Consider the following 16,964-nt stretch of genomic DNA (forward strand, 5'->3'; position numbering starts at 1 on the left):
CGCGGCCACACAGGCGCAGCGGTCACACCATGATGTTGATGACCTTCTCCTCGGTGTAGGACAGCAGCTCCTCGAGGCACTCCTCCTTGCCGCCGACACCGGACGCCTTCACGCCGCCGTACGGGACGTTGAGGAAGTGCTGGCTCGAGCCGTTGACCCACACGAAGCCCGCCTCCAAGGCACGGGCGACGCGCACTGCGCGGTCGAGGTCCTTGGTCCAGACACTGCCGGTGAGGCCGTAGTCGACGCCGTTGGCGATCGCGACCGCTTCGGCCTCGGTGTCGAACGGGATGACCGAGAGCAGCGGCCCGAAGACTTCCTCGCGGGCGATCCGGGTGTCCGGCGCCACGTCGACCAGCACTGTCGGAGCCACGAACAGCGAGTCCTCGAAGGCCGGACCGTCGGGGCGGCCGCCGCCTGTGCGGACCACCGCGCCGTCGGCGAGGGCCACGTCGACGTACGACATCGACTTGTCGAACTGGGAGCGGTTGATCATCGTGCCCTGCTCGGAGCCCTCGTCGAGCGGATCGCCGATGGTCCGGGCCTCGACCAGCTCGACCACGCGGTCGACGAGCTCGTCGTGCAGCGAGCGATGCACGAGGAGGCGGGAGTTGGAGCCGCAGGACTGGCCGGACCAGGTGAAGTTCATGCCGGCGACCGCGCCGGCCGCCGCCTTCTCCAGGTCGGCGTCGTCGAAGACGACCATCGCGTTCTTGCCGCCGAGCTCGAGGGTCACGTGCTTCACACCGCTCTCGGCGGCTGCACGCTGGATCGCCCTGCCGGTCGGCTCGGATCCGATGAAGCCGATCCGGCGCACTGCTGGGTGCCGGACCAGCCGGTCCGGGACCTCAGGGCCGTTGCCGACGACAACGTTGACCACCCCCGGGGGAAACACCTGGTTCGCGAGCTCCGCCAGTCGCAGGGTCGACAGGGGCGCCGCCTCCGGCGGCTTGGCCACGACCGGGTTGCCGGCGACGAGCGGGGCCGCCATCCGGCAGGCGAACATCAAGGGGTGGTTGTAGGGGAAGATCTTCGCCACCACGCCGACGGGCTCCCGCACGGTGAGGTGCAGGTTCTCGCTCGCGGGGATGGTCGCGCCCTTCATCTCGAGCGCGAAGCCGGCGTACATCCGCATCTGCCCCAGCGCGATCTCGACGTCGAAGCGGGCGTTGGAGATCGGGGACCCGGCATCGATCGTGTCGAGCAGGGCCAGCTCCTCGCCGTGCTGCTCCACCAGGTCGGCGAACCGGCGCACCAGCTCGGCACGCTGCAGCGCCGGTGTCGCGCGCCAGCCGGCGAGCGCCGCCTCGGCCGCGGCGACCGCCCGGTCGACGTCCGCGAGTGAGGCGTCGGGTACGTCGACGATCGGCTGCTGCGTGAACGGGTCGCTCACCGTGAACCTCGCCCCGGCCTCGGCCGGCACCAGCTCACCATCGATCAGGAGACGCCAGTCGCGCTCGACCAGGGTGGCGATCTCGGCGGCCCGGGCGGCGCGCGCGGCGGTGCCGCTGTCGGCGACGGTCAACGATCGGTTCATCTCTACCTCCACGGCGGGGCGCGGGGCCGGGTGCCCGGCGCCGCGTCCACTCTCACGCAGAACAGAATCTGAACGGGAGGACTTTCCCCAGTACAGAAGTTCGGTCGACCGGGGCTGGTTCCAGCTAACCGAGCCGCCACGAAACCGGGGGGGCGATTCACCTCGAGTGGTTCCATTCCACCGCGTCGGACCCGACAGGGATCCAAGCCGCGTCCCCGTCACCCTGTTCTCCTGGTGGGTGATCGCCTCAGCCAAGCGCGGTTTGGCCTTGGCAGGCCGGGGCAGTTTCGCTTCGTGAATGTCACCAGCCTGCGCGCACCCGGGAAGGTCCTCGCGGTCGCGGTGATCGCCTCCGCAGCCGCATTGGTCGCCCCTCCGTCATCATCGATCGCCGCGCCGACGGCCGTGCCGTCCGACGCGTTGTGCTCGGTGGTCGATGATCACCTGGTCGTGCAGGGTGTGGACACCGGCGTGGTGACCCAAACCGGAGCCGGCAACGTCCTCGGCACGCCAGGCGACGACCGGATCGCGGTCACGGGTCCCTCGATGGTGTCTGCAGGGGCAGGCAACGATGTCGTGTGCGCCGTCGGTGGAGGCGCGAGGGACGCACAGATCCTCAACGGCGACGACGGCGACGACTTGTTGGTGGGTGGCGACTTCTCCGACTACCTGCTCGGGGGGAGCGGTTCCGACACGCTGCTCGGCGGGCTCGGGAACGACTACATCTGGCCAGGCATCGGTGACGCCGACGTCGCGGACGGCGGGTCGGACGGCGGCACCGTTCAGTACGCCAACGCAGCGGTCGGGGTCATCGTGCAACTCTCCTCACCGGGGTCATCCACGCACGGCTGGAGCGTTGCCAGGGGCGACGGACCGGACAAGACCGATGTCCTGATCTCCATCAACAACGCCTCTGGCAGCCGCCACGATGACGTGATCACAGGTGACGCTGGCCGCAATGTGATCGACGGCTACTACGGCGACGACCTGATCAACGGCGGCGACGGCGACGACAGCATCAATGGCGGCTACGGAGAGGACACCCTGCGTGGCCAGCGGGGAGCGGACTCCCTCGACGGCTACCTCGGCGCGGACGTCATTGTCGGAGGCCGGGGGTCCGACATCCTCCGCGGGAGCCGCGGGAACGACATCCTGCGAGGCGGGAGGGGCCGAGACCGGCTCCGCGGTTTCACGGGCGTCGACCGTCTCGACGGCGGGCCACATCACGACGTCTGCCGCGGCGGCCGGGAGCGGGACACCGCGGTGCGCTGTGAGGAGCAGTCCAGTATCTGACCCTTTCGCCGGCCGGCCAGCCCGGAGCCGGTTGTGGGCCGCACCGGCCAGGATCTCGAGCGTCCGCCCTCTGCGCTCTTGCCGGTCTCCGCAAGGGAGAGGATGAACGCCGTCACCCTGGCGGTGGAGGGCCACGAGGGGGCAGCAGGACTGTCCACTCGGCTCCACGCCTTGCGCCACTTCTACGCCTCGCGCCTCATCGCCTCCGGCTGCGATGTCGTCGCCGCCCAGGGCAGCGATGGGTCACTCAACGGCGACGACGACCCTGGACATGCTCACACCCGTGGCCCACGGCAGAGGACCGGACCCGCAACGCGGTCTCCCAGCTGGCGAAGGCCATCTTGGGGACTCAATGGGGACAGCGAGCGCCAGTCAGGGCTCTGACCTGGGCGAACAGCGGCCTCTAGTAGTACCAGGGGGAGGATTCGAGGGATTTCTGGGTCTTGGTGACTGATGCTGGCAGTTGCGGAACTCCGCGCCTGACCTGCGCAAACGCCGATTCCGAGCCGCTTGTAGATGCTGGACACAGCGTGCGACTTCGGAACAATTTGCGGACTTTTTGCGGACCGTGTGCGGCTGGCGGGCGGTCTGCTCGCGTCGACTCTCGAGCCTGGCTGGCGGCGGGCTGTGTGAGCACCTACGCCGCTGGACGACCTTCTGATCCGTAGTCTGAATCGATCCAATTCGAGTTCGTCTCGCGCCGACTCGACGCGCTTGGGGCCGACGCTCACTGACTCCCAAGTTAGCAGGTCAGCGGCACCTCCCGGAGGCACGTCGCCTCGGGTCGACGCCCGTCGGTTCAGCTCGCCACGCCGGCTCATTGACCGACGTTTTGAGCCGAGTTCGAGCCGCGTCGAATGACGCGACGTCGCCTCGCGCAGGCAGGTGGACTGAGGGGAGGGAGCCGAGCGACGCATATCCACAGCCACGAGCGTTCGGCGCGTCCGGTTGTTCGGGGCCCCGCTTCGAATCGCCGAACCCGCCGCCCGCTCGTACCGGAGCCGGCACGGGGCTCGCCGAGCCTGGTCGGCCTGGCACCAAGCCGGCCCGGGAGTCCGCTGCCACCGGTCATCATGGCATTGACGTTGGCGAAGCCAACTCTTCCGACCGGCGGCGGTCGTCGTCGATGTGGGACATGACATGCCTGGGCAACCGGGCGCGAGCAGCAGGCCCGGCATCACGACCACCGACATCGTGGCCAGCGCCAGGTAGGGGTTGCCGAGGGCTGCCTGTACGACCAGCACCAGCACCACTCCGCCCAGGTTGCCGGCGAGCAGCAGGAACCCTGTGGCCGTGCCGGCTCGATCGGGACCCGACTGCAGCTCCGACCAGTCCAGCGCCACTGGCAGGCCTGAGAGGAGCACGAACCCGACGAGCGCCAGCAGGACGGCGACGAGCAGCACGCCGGGCACCACGGCGAGAGCAAGGGCAATGGCCAGGAACGCAACGGCGCTGATCAGCGTGGTCGTGAGCAGCAGCGCGCGTCGCCGGCCGCGGCGCGCGGCGAGCCCTGGCAGCACGACGGCGCCGCCGACACCGGAGATCGTCATCACCGCAAGGAGGGTGCCGGCCGCACCGGGGTGACCCAGGTCAACGAGGATCGTGTCCAGCCAGGTGGCCACGGCGTTGAACACGCCGACCCCGATGAAGAGCAGGCCGGCCAGACGCAACATCAGCGGATCGCGGCGCAGCCACCTCAGCGACGTTTCGCCGGTTGCGCCGAGCGCGTACGAGGCGGGCACACGGCCCGCCACCAGCACTGCCGCAGCCGCCGTCACCGCAAAGCCTGCCTGGAGGTGGAGCACCAACCCGAGGCCACCGGCGTCCACCAACGCCCCTCCGGTCAACGCAGCGACCAAGATGCCGCCGAACTGGGCGGCACTGGCGACCGAGATCGCCGCGGTCCGCTCGAGCGGTGGGAAGTAGCGAGCGGCCACCTTGGTGCTGGCGTTGAGCACGAACGGCTGTCCGAGGGACATCACCAGTTGACCGACGAAGATCGTTGCGTACGACGAGGTGTCGACCATCCGAAGCACGGCGCCGATAGCGGTGAGCAGCGCTCCGGCGGCCAATGCGGTGCTGAACCACCGGTCCAGCCAGCGCCCAGCCGGGATCGCGAGCAGGACGAAGACCAGCGGGTTGATGATCGCGAGGTCGCCGACCGCTCCCTCCGAGACACCGAGCGCGTCGTGGGACTGCCGGGCTATCGGGGCGAAGGTCAGCCAGAGGATTTGGGTGGCGCTGACCAGCAGGGCGAAGGCAGCGAGCACGAACCAACGGCTGGCACGGGGCACGCCTCAGTCCTCCTTGATCCGGGTGCGCAGCCAGGTCACCTTGGGCAGGGTCCACTGGTCGAAGGCCACGAGTGACTTCTCGGCTCCGCCGAAGCCGGACTGCTTCCAGCCACCGAACGGGGTGGTGATGTCGCCCTCGCTGTAGCAGTTGACCGAGACCACTCCCGCCTCCACCCGCCGGGCGACCCGCAGTGCCGTGTCGACGTCGCGGGACCACACCGAGGCGGCGAGCCCGTACTCGGTGTCGTTGGCAAGGGCGATGACCTCGTCCTCTTCGCGGAAGGGTGACACGGTGACGACAGGAGCGAAGAGCTCCTCTTGGGACACTGCACAGTCACGCGGCGCGTTCGCGACGACGGTTGCGGGCAGGTAGTGGCCACCTGGCACGACCGGCACCGCGGCGCCACCGGTGAGCAGGGCAGCTCCCCGCGTCACGGCGTCGCTCACGGCGGCCTCCGCGCGTTCGAGTGCGGCGCGGTTGATCAGCGGCCCCATCTGGGTGCGAGGGTCGCCCGGGTCGCCGAGGACCAGCTTCTCCGCGGCCGTGACGAAGCGTTGGACGACTTCGTCGAAGATTGCGGCGTCCACGTACACCCGTGAGCCCGCTGTGCAGTTCTGGCCGCTGCTGAGGAATGCGGAGACGGCCATCTCCTCGAACAGCTCTTCGCCGAACGAGAGAGCGTCGCGCATCAGGATCTGGGGGCTCTTTCCTCCCATCTCGAGCGAGACCCGCTTGAAGTTCGAGGCCGCGGCGCCGGCCAGGATCTGTCGCCCGGTGATCTGCGAACCGGTGAACGAGATCGCGCGGACCAGCGGGTCCTCCGCCAACGCTCGGCCTGTCACCGCTCCGTGTCCGGGTAGCACGGTGAGGACTCCGGTCGGGAGGCCGGCATCGGCCGCGAGCGCGGCAAGGTGTTGCACCGAGCGAGGTGTGGCCTCGGCCGGTTTCAGCAGCAGGCAGTTGCCAGATGCCAGGGCGGGTCCGATCTTCCAGGCCGCCATCGCCAGCGGGTAGTTCCAGGGCACGACGGCCGCAACCACGCCGATCGGGTGCCGCGTGGTGATGCCCAAGGCACCGCCGTCAGTGGGTGCGACCGACCCAGACACCTTGTCTGCGGCCTCGGCGAACCAGCGGATCGCCTCGATGGCGCTGGGTACGTCGCCGCTGACGCAGTCGGTGACTGGCTTGCCGCCGTCCTCGGAGTCCAGCCTCGCCAGCAGCTCTGCGTCGCGCCCCATCAGTCGGGCCAGCTCGGCCATCAGCTCGCCTCGCGCCCGCGGATGCAGCGCGGCCCAGGCTGGGGCTGCCTCGGCGGCGACCGCGACCGCCTCCCGCACGCCATGCTCGTCGACGGTGCGGTACGTCCCGACGGCAGCCCCGTCCGCGGGACGTCGCAGAGTGATGAGCTCCGGATGCGAAGGCATCGGCAAAGGCATCGGTGCCGAAGATGGGGAACCAGGTCAGCCGGGTGGAGAACAGGTAGATGAGCACGAGCGCGACGGCGAAGGACGGCGCACCCATCGCCACCGTCGCGACGGTCGTGATCGAACGTCCCAACCACCCGCCACGGACTGCGGCGACGACACCAGCCACGACGCCCAGTACGACGATCAGGATCGATGCATAGGCGACCAGCATGAGCGTGGTCAGGCTCCGATCGACGATCAGCGGCCGCACCTCGGCCTGGAAGCTGGTGGAACGTCCGAGGTCGCCCGTGACCGCGCCTCCCAGCCATTCCGCGTACTGGACGACGAACGGCTCGTCGAGCTGGTACTCGGCGCGGACCTCGGCGAGCGCCTCAGGGCTGGCGTTCCTCCCGGCGAGCAGCTGGGCAGGGTCGCCGGGCGCGACCGAGACGCCCGCGAAGACGGCAAACGAGGCGATCAGCAGGGTGAGGATCAGGCCGATCATGCGCCGGAGGACCAGGACCGCGATGCTCATGCTGTCCTCGAAACTTTGTGCGGCACGTGCTTCCTTCCGCGGCGTGGTGCTCGACACACCTGAGTTCATCGAGCCTAGGTTCCGGATCGGGGCCGCGGCCACGATTTCCGCGTAACAGAAAGGACGCTCAGTCAAGTCCAGGAAGGCACGTCGAGGTCACCGCGTGCTCTCGTCGCGGAAGGCGGCGAAGGCGTCGAGGGCGCCCGGGTCGAGCAGCGCACCGGCGGAGGCGACCGTGTCGGGGTCGCCGCCGCGCAGGATCCGCTTGACCGGGACCTCGAGCTTCTTGCCCGTGCGGCTGTAGGGAACGGCCGGTACGGCGACGATCTCGTCGGGCACGTGCCGCGGTGACAGCGCGGTGCGCAGGGTGGCCGCCAGGTGTCGGCGGAGGCTGTCGTCGACCTCGACCCCGGCGGCCGGGACCACGAACAGCAGCAGCCTTCCGAGTCCGCCCTCGGGGTCCTCGAGGTGCACGACGACGCTGTCGGTGATCTCGGGGACGTCCTGCAGGGCGCGGTAGAACTCCGCGGTGCCGAGCCGGACGCCGCCGCGGTTGAGGGTCGCGTCGGAGCGGCCGGTGATCACGCAGGAGCCGACCTCGGAGAAGCGGCACCAGTCGCCGAACTGGAAGACGCCCGGGAACGTGTCGAAGTACGCCGCCCGGAACCGCTCGCCGTCCGCATCGCCCCAGAAGCCGACCGGCATCGACGGCATCGGGGAGGCGATCACCAGCTCGCCGACGTCGCCGACGACCGGGCGCCCGGCGTCGTCGTACGCGTGGAGGTCGACGCCGAGGCTCGGGTAGGTCATCTCCCCCACCCAGACCGGCTGCAGCGGCGAGGCCTGGACCAGGCCGGTGCACACGTCGGTGCCGCCGCTGCCGACGTTGAGCAGCACCCGGTCACCGAACTGCTCGGCGACCCAGCGGAATCCCTCGGCGGGAAGAGGGCTCCCGGCCGCGCCGATCTGGCGCAGCCGCGACAGGTCGAGCTCCTCGGCCGGGCGGACGCCGTCCTTGCGGCAGGCCATCAGGTAGCCCGGGCTCGCACCCATCAGGGTCGCGCCGGTCTCGGCGGCGAGCCGCCACTGCTCGCGCAGGTCGGGGTGCAGCGGGTTGCCGTCGATCATCACCACCGACGAGCGGACGAGCAGCGCGGAGACCAGGGTGTTCCACATCATCCAGGCGGTGGTGGTGAACCAGAGCAGCCGGTCGTCGGGGCCGAGGTCCCAGTGGAAGGCGTGGTTCTTGAGGTGCTCGAGCAGGATCCCGCCGTGGCGGTGCACGATCGCCTTCGGCTTCCCGGTGGTGCCCGAGGAGAAGAGGATGCACAGCGGGTGGTCGAACGGGACCGGCGCGAAGGCGAGCGCTTCGGCGGTCTCGACGGTGAGCTCGGTCCAGGGCGTGCTGTCCGGCAGGACCTCCGGGCCGTAGGGCACGTGGACGACGTGCTCGACGGTGGGCAGCGCGGCCCGGATCTCGGCGACCTCGCTGCGCCGGTCGACCGGCTTGTCGCCGTACGTGTAGCCGGCGACGGCGAGCAGCACCTTCGGCTCCACCTGCGCGAACCGGTCGGCCACGGCGAGCGCGCCGAACTCCGGGGCGCAGCTCGCCCAGACCGCGCCGAGGCTGGCGGTGGCGAGGAAGGCGACGAGGGTCTCGGGGATGTTGGGGAGGTACGCCGCCACCCGGTCACCCGGACCGACGCCCAGGCGCTGCAGGCCGGCGCGCACACGTCGTACCTCGTCGGCGAGCTGGGCGAAGGTGACCTCGCGGCGCTCGCGGGTCTGGCTCACGGCCACGACCGCGACGCGGTCGGCGTCCTCGGGCAGGCCGAGGCAGTGCTCGGCGTAGTTGAGGCGGGCGCCGGGGAACCACTGCGTGCCGGGCATGGTGCGCTCGACCAGCACGGCGTCGTACGGCGCGTGCGCGCGGACGCCGAAGTAGTCCCACACCGCCGCCCAGAACTGCTCGAGCTCGGCGACCGACCAGGCGTGCAGCTCCTCCCAGGTGGCGAGCGTCGTACTGCGTTCGGTGGCGAGCCAGTGCAGGAAGCCCTGCACCCGTGCGCGTTCCACGGCCTCGGGCGTGGGACTGGTCAGCAGCTCGGGCGTGCTCATCGGACGTCGCTCCCAGCGTTTGCAGTCATCCGTCCGCGCCTTTCTCGTGGTCGGTTGCCCGGCCTGCGCAGCGCGCCAAGTCGTGGCGGATGCGGGCTGCGAGACGGCTCGAGGACGTCGACGCTGGTCATCCGCCGGCGGCGGCCCGGACATCGCGTGACGCTACGGAAATCTGGCCGTCCTGATCGCCTCATTCCGTGACGCGGAAACGGACCCAGCGGTGGCCGCCGAACGAGCCTCGCGCCTCGCGTCTCTGCCAGCACTCGCCTCTGCCCGCTACCTCTCCATCTCCTCCTCGATCTCATCCCCGTCCGCTGCCGGCCTTCATCTGAATCGCCCCTCGGCGTGGAAGTTCAGGCTGCCGCCGTTGATGTTGGTGACCTCCCCGACCTCGGGGTCACGCGCGGCGGCGGCGAGACCGGTGCGGTCAACATCCTGAGCCGTTGATCTCGTACTCGGAGGCTCGAGAGCTGCGTGCATCCTGGTATCGCCGTCCCGAAGAAGCCCGCTCTCGACGAGCTACAGTCAGCCCAGCATCTGCGCGAACTCGTCGTCGGTCGCGGGCTCGAGGACGAAGTCATCGGCGTTGACCTCGCGAGTCATGTTCCAGTAGTCCACGACACGCCATGGCGAGTTGGTCACGATCCGGCCTGCGGAGTTGCGGTACCAGGTGTCCATGCCCCGATGGCTCCAGATCATCCGCGCGTGCTGGGCGTCGACCCGGGCGTTGTAGTCATCGTGCACGTCCCTGCGGACCTCGAAGGACGCCATGCGGCGCTCGGTGAGGATCGCGCACATCTGAGCGATGTACCTCGCCTGGCACTCGCCCGCGAACATGTAGCTGCCGCCGTGACCGAGATTGAGGTTCGGGCCGTACATCACCATCAGGTTGGGGAAGTCCGGGACAGTCAGGCCCAGGTATGCCTTGGCGTCCTCGTCGCCCCATCGCTCGCGGATCGACACGCCGTCACGGCCCCGGATGTCCATCGGATACAGCATCTTCTTTGCCTCGAAGCCGGTGGCGTAGACGATGACGTCGAGCTCCACGTGCTGACCTGCGGTCGTCGTGAGGCCGGTCTCGTCGATGGACGCGACACCGTCCGTGACCAGCTCGACCCCGTCCTTTCGGAGCGCCGCATACCACCCGTTGTCGATGAGCATGCGTTTGCCGAAAGGCGGGTACGTCGGAAGTGACTTCTCGAGCAGGTCGTCGCGGCCGGCGAGTTCGTCCTGGATGTAGCGCGTCAGCGCACGGCGGTGTCCGTCATTGTGCGCATTGATCGACCGCTCCGGGTGCGGCCACGCGGGGTCGATCTGCAGCGAGGGATACAAGCGGTCGTTGATCAACCACGACAATCGCAAGCGGTACCAGAGCTGGTAGTTGGGGAGGTTGTCCATGAGCCAGTGCACGGGCTCTGGAACGGGGCTGGAGTAGTTGAAGCTCGGCGCGATCCACTGGGGGGAGCGCTGGAAGACGGTCAGGGACGAGACGCGGTCGGCCACGGCCGGGACGATCTGCATGGCGCTCGCACCGGACCCGACAACGCCGACGCGCAGCCCCGCAACGTCGAAGCCCTCGGGCCACTCCGCGGAGTGGAACTGCCTACCCGCGAAGGTCGCGGCCCCGGGGATCGTCGGGACCGCCGGTCGATTCAGCTGACCCACCGCCGTGATCACCACGTTCGCGACATGCTCCGCGACCACCCCTTCCGCGGTGCGCGTGGTGACAGTCCAGCGCTTGGCGCCCTCGTCCCAGACCGCAGACTCGACGTCGGTCTCGAACTGAACCTGGTCGACGACACCCGTCTTGCGCGCCACGTCGCGGACGTAGTCGAGGACCTCGTCGCGCTTGCCGTAGTAGGTCGACCATCGCCGGGGCTGGTAGGAGAGCGAATAGACGTGACTTGGCGTGTCCACGCCGCAACCCGGGTACCTGTTCTCCCACCAAGTGCCGCCGACGTCAGGATTCTTCTCGAAGACCGTGGCGCGGATGCCAGCGGCCTTCAGCTCCACGGCGGCCGCGAGACCCGAGATGCCGGCGCCGACGACGATCACGGACAGGTCTACACCGTCCTCGACATGAGGGTGTGGGCGGTCGCCCTCGAGGCTGGCTCGCATGTCCTCCGCGAACATCGGACCGAACTCAGACGGGACCTCCTCTCCCACACACGTCGCGATCAGCTCGACGAGCAGCTCGTCGTCAGGGAGGGGAACCGCCACAGGACGCCCGTTGCGCCAATCCTGGAGGATGTCGAAGGCAGCAGAGCGCACCTCGTCCTGGATCTCCGGAGCGAAGCCTCCGGTGTCGTTGTCGCTCATACCCTTGGCGCGCTGCGGTCGGTAGGGCTCGCTGGTCCAGCGGCGGTCGCCCGTCAGCTGGAACATGACCATGAGCAGTGTCGGCAGGTTGGCGGACTCGAGCGCTTCGCGCAACGTCGCTTCGTCGAATGTCTGGGCGGCAGTGCCCATGAGGGTCTCCTTCGCGTCTTATCTAGAAGTGTTTGAGGCGTCGTGCAGAAGGCGTGAGCCTGGCCACGACCGCCGATCCAGCAATGTCACGAGCTGAGGAACTGCTCTCGGAGGACGAACTTGCGGACCTTGCCGGTGGCAGTCATCGGCAGCTCGTCGACCACGACCACGTGGCGCGGAACCTTGAACGCGGCCAGCTGCCCACGGAGGAACGCACGCAGTTCAGCGATGTCGAGCAACTGGCCCGGAAGCAGGGTGACGTGCGCCAGGCCGACCTCGCCCAGCCGCTCGTCGGGCACGCCCTGCGCCGACGCGAAGGCTACGGCGGGATGGCGCATCAGGGCGGACTCCACCTCGATCGGGTCGACGTTCTCCCCGCCGACCTTGTAGATCTCCTTGATCCTCCCTGCGAACCGCAGGTAGCCATCGGCATCGACCGCGACGGCGTCACCGGTGTGGAACCACCCGTCGACGATGGCATCGGCTGTTGCCTCAGACATCTTGTAATAGCCCTGCATGACGGGCGGGCCCTTGACGAGCAGGTGTCCCACGACTCCCGGCGCCACGTCTTGACCGCGGTCGTCGACGACCTTGACGGTCGAGCGCGGCAGAGTCCGACCCACGGTCTCAGCACGCCTCTCCAAGGAGTCATCGACCTCCCCGAGCGACGTCATGGAAGTGGTCTCGGTCATGCCGTACACGCTGATCGCCGGGCCCATGTGCGCCGAGACCGTGCGAACGAGGTCGGCCGACCCGGGGGCCAAGCACAGTCGCAAGGTCGACAGGTCGCGGTCGGCGAAGGTCGGATGGCGGATCTGGTCGAGATAGTGAGGTGCGACCCCATAGGCGAGGGTCGCCCGCTCCTTCTCCATCAGGTCGAGCGAGGCACCGGCTTCGAACACCTCCATGAGGACCAACGCGGCCCCGCGGACCATGAAGGTCACCGTTGCGGCAAGGGCGAAGATGTGGAAGAGCGGCAGGTACATCACCGCGACGTCCTCTTCGCTGAGCCTGAGCCGCTCCGCCGCATCATCCATGTTGCCGATGACGCGGTGCGAGTGCATGACGCCCTTCGGGAAGCCTGTCGTGCCCGAGGTGTACAGCATGAGGACGATGTCGTCCGGGCGGACGGCGGCGGCTCGCGCTGCCGATTCGTGACGGCTCACGGATTCGGCGCCCGACAGCAAGGTCGCGATGTCCATGCTGTCGGACTCCGTCGGCCCCATCGTCACGAGCGCACGCACCGAGACGCCCGGACTCTGCACGATCTGGCGAGCCTCGTCGGCCAGGTTCCGTCCCCGCAAGGTCGATGAGGTGACGAGCACGACCGAGTCCGACTGCGCCACCACGTACGCCGCCTCGGCCACGGTGAACCCGGTGTTGACGGGCACCACGACGGCGCCGGCCCGAACGAGCCCGAGCTCGACCAACACCCAGCTCAGCGTGTTGCCCATCCACAGGGACACCCGGTCACCGGGCCTCACCCCCAACGCCATAAAGGCACGGGTGTGCCGGTCGACCTCTTCGGCCAGCTCGGACCAAGTGAGCCGCCGCCCGTCGTGGACGTAGGCCGAGCGATCCGGCCACAGTCGCGCCGCGCGGTCGAGAAGGCCACCGATCGTGAGGTCGTCCACGCCGGGCTCGCTCACGGTCGTCCTCGGCCGGATCGTTTCAAACACGTCCACAACTACTCCTCGGCCAGGCTCACAGGGATTCGAGATAGGCCCGCGTCGCGGCGACGACCGCCGGATCGGTCGCGGCGCGCCCCAGGGTGATCGCGTCGTCGTCAGCCTGGGCCTGGGTGGACAGGGCCGCGATGCGACGCAGGCCGGCGGTGACCCCGAAAGCCGGACGTGACGCAACCAGACGAGCCAGCTCGAGGGCGGAGTCCTCGAGCTCATCAGCAGGAACGACTCGGGCGGCGAACCCGCGCGCGAGCGCTTCGTCGCTTCCGAGTGGACGGCAGGTGAGGAGCAGGTCCCGAACGACGGATGCGCCGAGCTGTTCGACCAAGCGCGGCACGGCACCCCAAGCCAGGGGAAAGCCCATCACCAGCTCAGGCACCACGATCTTCGAGCCTTTGGCCATGATGCGCAGGTCGCACGCCGCCACCACCGCCGCCGCGCCGCCGATGGCCGCCCCGTGGACGGCGGCGATCGTGACGAGCTCGGGCGCGGCCAGGGCGTCAGTGAGCCGCGTGCCCTCGCGCGCGTCTGCCTCCGTGAGATCCGGATCGACGGCGTCCGCCCCGAACGCATGCCGGAACTCGTCGACGTCGGCCCCGGCCGAGAACATGCGTCCCTGCCCCTGCAGGACGAGCACCCGCACCGCCGGGTCCGCCGCCAGCCGCTCGACGACGGCGGTCAGCTCTGCCACGACGGATCGGCTCAGGGCGTTCAGCTTCTCCGGGCGGGCCAAGGTCGCGACAGCGACAGCGTCGTCGACCTCGAGCCGGATCGTCGTCGCCATCGTCAGGACAGGCGTTCGATCATCATGGCGATACCCATTCCGCCGCCGACACACATGGTCTCGATCCCGATCTGCTTGTCCAGGGTCTGCAGGTCGTTGATCAGGGTGTTCATGATGCGAGCACCTGTCATGCCGAACGGGTGTCCCACGGCGATCGAGCCCCCGTGGGGGTTGAGCTGGTCCTCGACCGAGATGCCCAGCTCGGCGCAGATCGGCAGCACCTGAGCGGCGAAGGCCTCGTTGAGCTCGACGACGTCGACGTCCTTGATGGACATCTTGTGGCGGTCCAGAAGCTCCCCGACAGCCTTGATCGGGCCCACGCCCATGATCTCGGGTGCAAGACCCGTGACCGCTGATCCGATGATCCGCGCCAGCGGCGTGATCCCGAGCTCCTTGGCGCGGACGTCCGACATGACGACCACGGCGGCAGCTCCGTCGTTGAGCGGGCACGAGTTGCCCGCGGTGACCACGCCATCCTCGCGGAAGGAGGGCTTGAGCGACGCGAGGCCCTCGAGGGTGGTCTCCGGGCGCGGGCAGTCATCGCGGTCGACGATCGAGCCGTCGGGCAGTGTGACCGGGGTGATCTCTCGAGCGTAGAAGCCATCGGCGATGGCCTTGGCGGCACGCTGCTGCGAGAGCAGTGCGAAGTCGTCGAGCTCGCGGCGAGACAGTCCCCACTTGGCGGCGACGTTCTCGGCGGTCTGTCCCATGGGGATGTACATGTCGTTGATGTAATTCGGAAGACTCCGGTCCAGGAACCGAGGATTCATCGCGTCCTCTTCATAGAAGCCCGCGACGCGGCTCACGCTCTCGACGCCCGCCGCCACGAACGCGTGACCCTCGCCGGTCGCGATCGCCTGGTGAGCCATGCGAATGGTCTGCAGCGACGAGCCGCAGCCCCTGTTCACGGTCGTGCCCGGCACGGTGTCCGGCAGGCCGCCGAGCGCGGCGGCGTTGCGCGCCACGTTCATCCCCTGCTCGCGGGTCTGGCTGACGGCGCCCATCATCACGTCCACGACCTCGGCGCGATCGAGCTGGGGCACCTTCTTCATCGCGGCGTCGATGATCCCGCCGGCGAGGTCGTCGGCGCGGACCGTGGTCAGCGATCCCTTGAAGGCGCGCCCAATGGGCGTTCGGGCGGCGGCGACGATGACTGCTTCGGGCATGGGGATGTGCTCCTGACTCTGGCGACGTGACGGCAATTACAGTATATTAAGGAGCAGAGATTCGCAATGACGCTCCGCTCACGCCAGCACTGGACGAAAGGCCCTCGCCATGTACGACCCCGCCTCCCACGCGCTGAAGACCCCCGATCGCCCGGCGATCATCATGGGCGGGACCGGGCAGCAACAGACGTTCGCCGAGCTCGACGAGCGCTCGGCCCGGCTTGCCCAGCTGTTCTGGGCCGAGGGCCTGCGGCCCGGCGATCATGTGGCGATCTTGATGGAGAACCACATCCGGTACATCGAGGTCTTCTGGGCCGCATTCCGCTCCGGCCTCTACCTCACAGCCATCAACCGCTACCTGACCCCGCGCGAGGCCGGCTACATCGTCGACAACTGCGACGCCCAGGTGCTGATCACCTCGTCGTACAAGGCCGATGTCGCCGAAGCCATCATTCCCATGACCCCGAAGGTGCGTCGGCGCCTCATGGTCGACGACGCCATCGCGGGCTACGAGGCCTACGAGGACGCCGTCATGGCCTACCCCGCCGACAAGCTCGCCGAGGAACCCCTCGGACGCACCATGCTCTACAGCTCGGGCACCACCGGCCAGCCGAAGGGGGTGTGGCGCCCGCTCACCGGGCGCACCGTGCAGGAGGGCAAGCCATCCCTGGTTCCGGTCTACCAGCAGATCTACAACATGGGCCCCGACACGGTGTACCTCTCGCCCGCGCCGATCTACCACTCGGCGCCACTTCTCTTCAGCACCGACTCGATGGCACTCGGCGCGACGGTGGTGATGATGGAGAAGTTCGACGCCGAACAGGCGCTCGCTCTCATCGAGAAGTACAAGGTCACCCATGCCCAGTTCGTGGCCACCATGTTCAGCCGCATGCTCAAGCTGCCGCAGGCGGTGCGCGAGAAGTACGACCTCTCCAGCCTCGAGTGCGTCATCACAGGCGCGGCGCCGTGCTCGGTCCAGATCAAGGAGGCGATGATCGACTGGTTCGGCCCGATCATCAACGAGTACTACGCCGGAACCGAGGACACCGGCGCTACGCTGATCGACTCCCACGAGGCACTCGCGCACCCGGGGTCCGTCGGCAGAGCCGCGTTCGGCGACACGATCCACATCTGCGGATCCGACGGCGAGGAGCTGCCGATCGGCGAGGTCGGACGCATCTACTTCGAGACCTCTGACATGGTTGCGGGCTTCCAGTACTACGGCGAGCCGGACAAGACGGAGCGGTCCCACCACCCCGAGCACCCGAACTGGACCGCGCTGGGCGACCTTGGCCGGATCGACGAGGACGGGTACCTCTACCTCGCCGACCGCGAGTCGTTCATGATCGTCGCCGGCGGCGTGAACATCTACCCGCAGGAGGTCGAGGACGTCCTGCACCTGCATCCTGCGGTTCAGGACGTGGCGGTCTTCGGCGTCCCGAACGATGATCTCGGCGAGGAGGTCAAGGCGATCGTCCAGCTGGTCGACCCGTCCCAGGCCAGCGAGGAGATGGTCGCGCAGCTACTCGCGCACTGCGCGGAGAACCTCGCCCGCTTCAAGATCCCCCGGTCGATCGACTTCCTCGACGACTTCCCGCGGTCTCCCACCGGGAAGCTGTTCAAGGCGCCGCTGCGCGACAAGTTCTGGGCCGACCGCGACTCCCGCATCCTCTGAC

The 16,964-nt window shown here is 68.7% G+C and carries 11 protein-coding genes; 3 read left to right on the forward strand and 8 right to left on the reverse strand.

What is annotated here, in order from left to right; all coding sequences use genetic code 11:
• Positions 1-22 precede the first annotated feature (22 nt).
• On the reverse strand, positions 23-1,537 hold the full coding sequence (locus QI633_RS24255; protein ID WP_282427321.1) for an aldehyde dehydrogenase family protein: 1,515 nt from the start codon (positions 1,535-1,537) through the stop codon (positions 23-25).
• Positions 1,538-1,831: 294 nt separating this feature from the next.
• On the opposite strand from QI633_RS24255, the gene QI633_RS24260 reads away from it, so the two are divergent.
• Positions 1,832-2,830: a calcium-binding protein gene (locus tag QI633_RS24260; RefSeq protein ID WP_282427322.1), complete on the forward strand. Its 999-nt coding sequence runs from the start codon at positions 1,832-1,834 to the stop codon at positions 2,828-2,830.
• A gap of 275 nt (positions 2,831-3,105) precedes the next feature.
• Here QI633_RS24260 and QI633_RS24265 read toward each other — a convergent pair whose 3' ends face one another.
• Together QI633_RS24265 and QI633_RS24270 are read right to left on the reverse strand one after the other, a co-directional pair.
• Positions 3,106-5,124 carry an MFS transporter gene (locus tag QI633_RS24265; protein WP_282427323.1) on the reverse strand — a complete coding sequence of 673 codons (2,019 nt, stop codon included), beginning with the start codon at positions 5,122-5,124 and terminating at the stop codon, positions 3,106-3,108.
• Between the two features lie 3 nt (positions 5,125-5,127).
• Positions 5,128-6,549: an aldehyde dehydrogenase family protein gene (locus QI633_RS24270; RefSeq protein ID WP_282427324.1), complete on the reverse strand. Its 1,422-nt coding sequence runs from the start codon at positions 6,547-6,549 to the stop codon at positions 5,128-5,130.
• On the opposite strand from QI633_RS24270, the gene QI633_RS24275 reads away from it, so the two are divergent.
• Complete coding sequence (locus QI633_RS24275) at positions 6,527-7,129, forward strand: hypothetical protein (protein WP_282427325.1); 603 nt, start codon at positions 6,527-6,529, stop codon at positions 7,127-7,129. The genes QI633_RS24270 and QI633_RS24275 overlap by 23 nt on opposite strands.
• Before the next feature lie 93 nt (positions 7,130-7,222).
• Here QI633_RS24275 and QI633_RS24280 read toward each other — a convergent pair whose 3' ends face one another.
• From QI633_RS24280 to QI633_RS24300, 5 genes are all read right to left on the reverse strand, one after another.
• A complete protein-coding gene (locus tag QI633_RS24280; RefSeq protein ID WP_282427326.1) occupies positions 7,223-9,184 on the reverse strand; it encodes an acetoacetate--CoA ligase in 1,962 nt (653 codons plus the stop codon).
• Between the two features lie 525 nt (positions 9,185-9,709).
• On the reverse strand, positions 9,710-11,653 hold the full coding sequence (locus QI633_RS24285) for an NAD(P)/FAD-dependent oxidoreductase (protein WP_282427327.1): 1,944 nt from the start codon (positions 11,651-11,653) through the stop codon (positions 9,710-9,712).
• 86 nt (positions 11,654-11,739) lie between these two features.
• Complete coding sequence (locus QI633_RS24290; RefSeq protein WP_282427328.1) at positions 11,740-13,302, reverse strand: AMP-binding protein; 1,563 nt, start codon at positions 13,300-13,302, stop codon at positions 11,740-11,742.
• Between the two features lie 55 nt (positions 13,303-13,357).
• On the reverse strand, positions 13,358-14,122 hold the full coding sequence (locus tag QI633_RS24295) for an enoyl-CoA hydratase/isomerase family protein (protein WP_282427329.1): 765 nt from the start codon (positions 14,120-14,122) through the stop codon (positions 13,358-13,360).
• A 2-nt stretch (positions 14,123-14,124) separates the two neighbouring features.
• Positions 14,125-15,288, reverse strand: coding sequence for an acetyl-CoA C-acyltransferase (locus tag QI633_RS24300; protein WP_282427330.1), 1,164 nt, complete (start codon positions 15,286-15,288; stop codon positions 14,125-14,127).
• Between the two features lie 109 nt (positions 15,289-15,397).
• Here QI633_RS24300 and QI633_RS24305 point away from each other — a divergent pair, with 109 nt between their 5' ends.
• Positions 15,398-16,963: an AMP-binding protein gene (locus tag QI633_RS24305; protein ID WP_282427331.1), complete on the forward strand. Its 1,566-nt coding sequence runs from the start codon at positions 15,398-15,400 to the stop codon at positions 16,961-16,963.
• The last annotated feature ends 1 nt before the right edge of the window (position 16,964 follow it).

It is taken from the genome of Nocardioides sp. QY071 (assembly GCF_029961765.1).
GTDB lineage: Bacteria > Actinomycetota > Actinomycetes > Propionibacteriales > Nocardioidaceae > Nocardioides.

Excerpts from the sequence above, each read along its gene's own strand:
- QI633_RS24255 (WP_282427321.1), bottom strand. The coding sequence starts at position 1,537 with ATGAACCGATCGTTGACCGTCGCCGACAGCGGCACCGCCGCGCGCGCC.
- QI633_RS24275 (WP_282427325.1), top strand. The coding sequence starts at position 6,527 with ATGAGCTCCGGATGCGAAGGCATCGGCAAAGGCATCGGTGCCGAAGAT.
- QI633_RS24270 (WP_282427324.1), bottom strand. The coding sequence starts at position 6,549 with ATGCCTTCGCATCCGGAGCTCATCACTCTGCGACGTCCCGCGGACGGG.
- QI633_RS24280 (WP_282427326.1), bottom strand. The coding sequence starts at position 9,184 with ATGAGCACGCCCGAGCTGCTGACCAGTCCCACGCCCGAGGCCGTGGAA.
- QI633_RS24285 (WP_282427327.1), bottom strand. The coding sequence starts at position 11,653 with ATGGGCACTGCCGCCCAGACATTCGACGAAGCGACGTTGCGCGAAGCG.
- QI633_RS24295 (WP_282427329.1), bottom strand. The coding sequence starts at position 14,122 with ATGGCGACGACGATCCGGCTCGAGGTCGACGACGCTGTCGCTGTCGCG.
- QI633_RS24300 (WP_282427330.1), bottom strand. The coding sequence starts at position 15,288 with ATGCCCGAAGCAGTCATCGTCGCCGCCGCCCGAACGCCCATTGGGCGC.
- QI633_RS24305 (WP_282427331.1), top strand. The coding sequence starts at position 15,398 with ATGTACGACCCCGCCTCCCACGCGCTGAAGACCCCCGATCGCCCGGCG.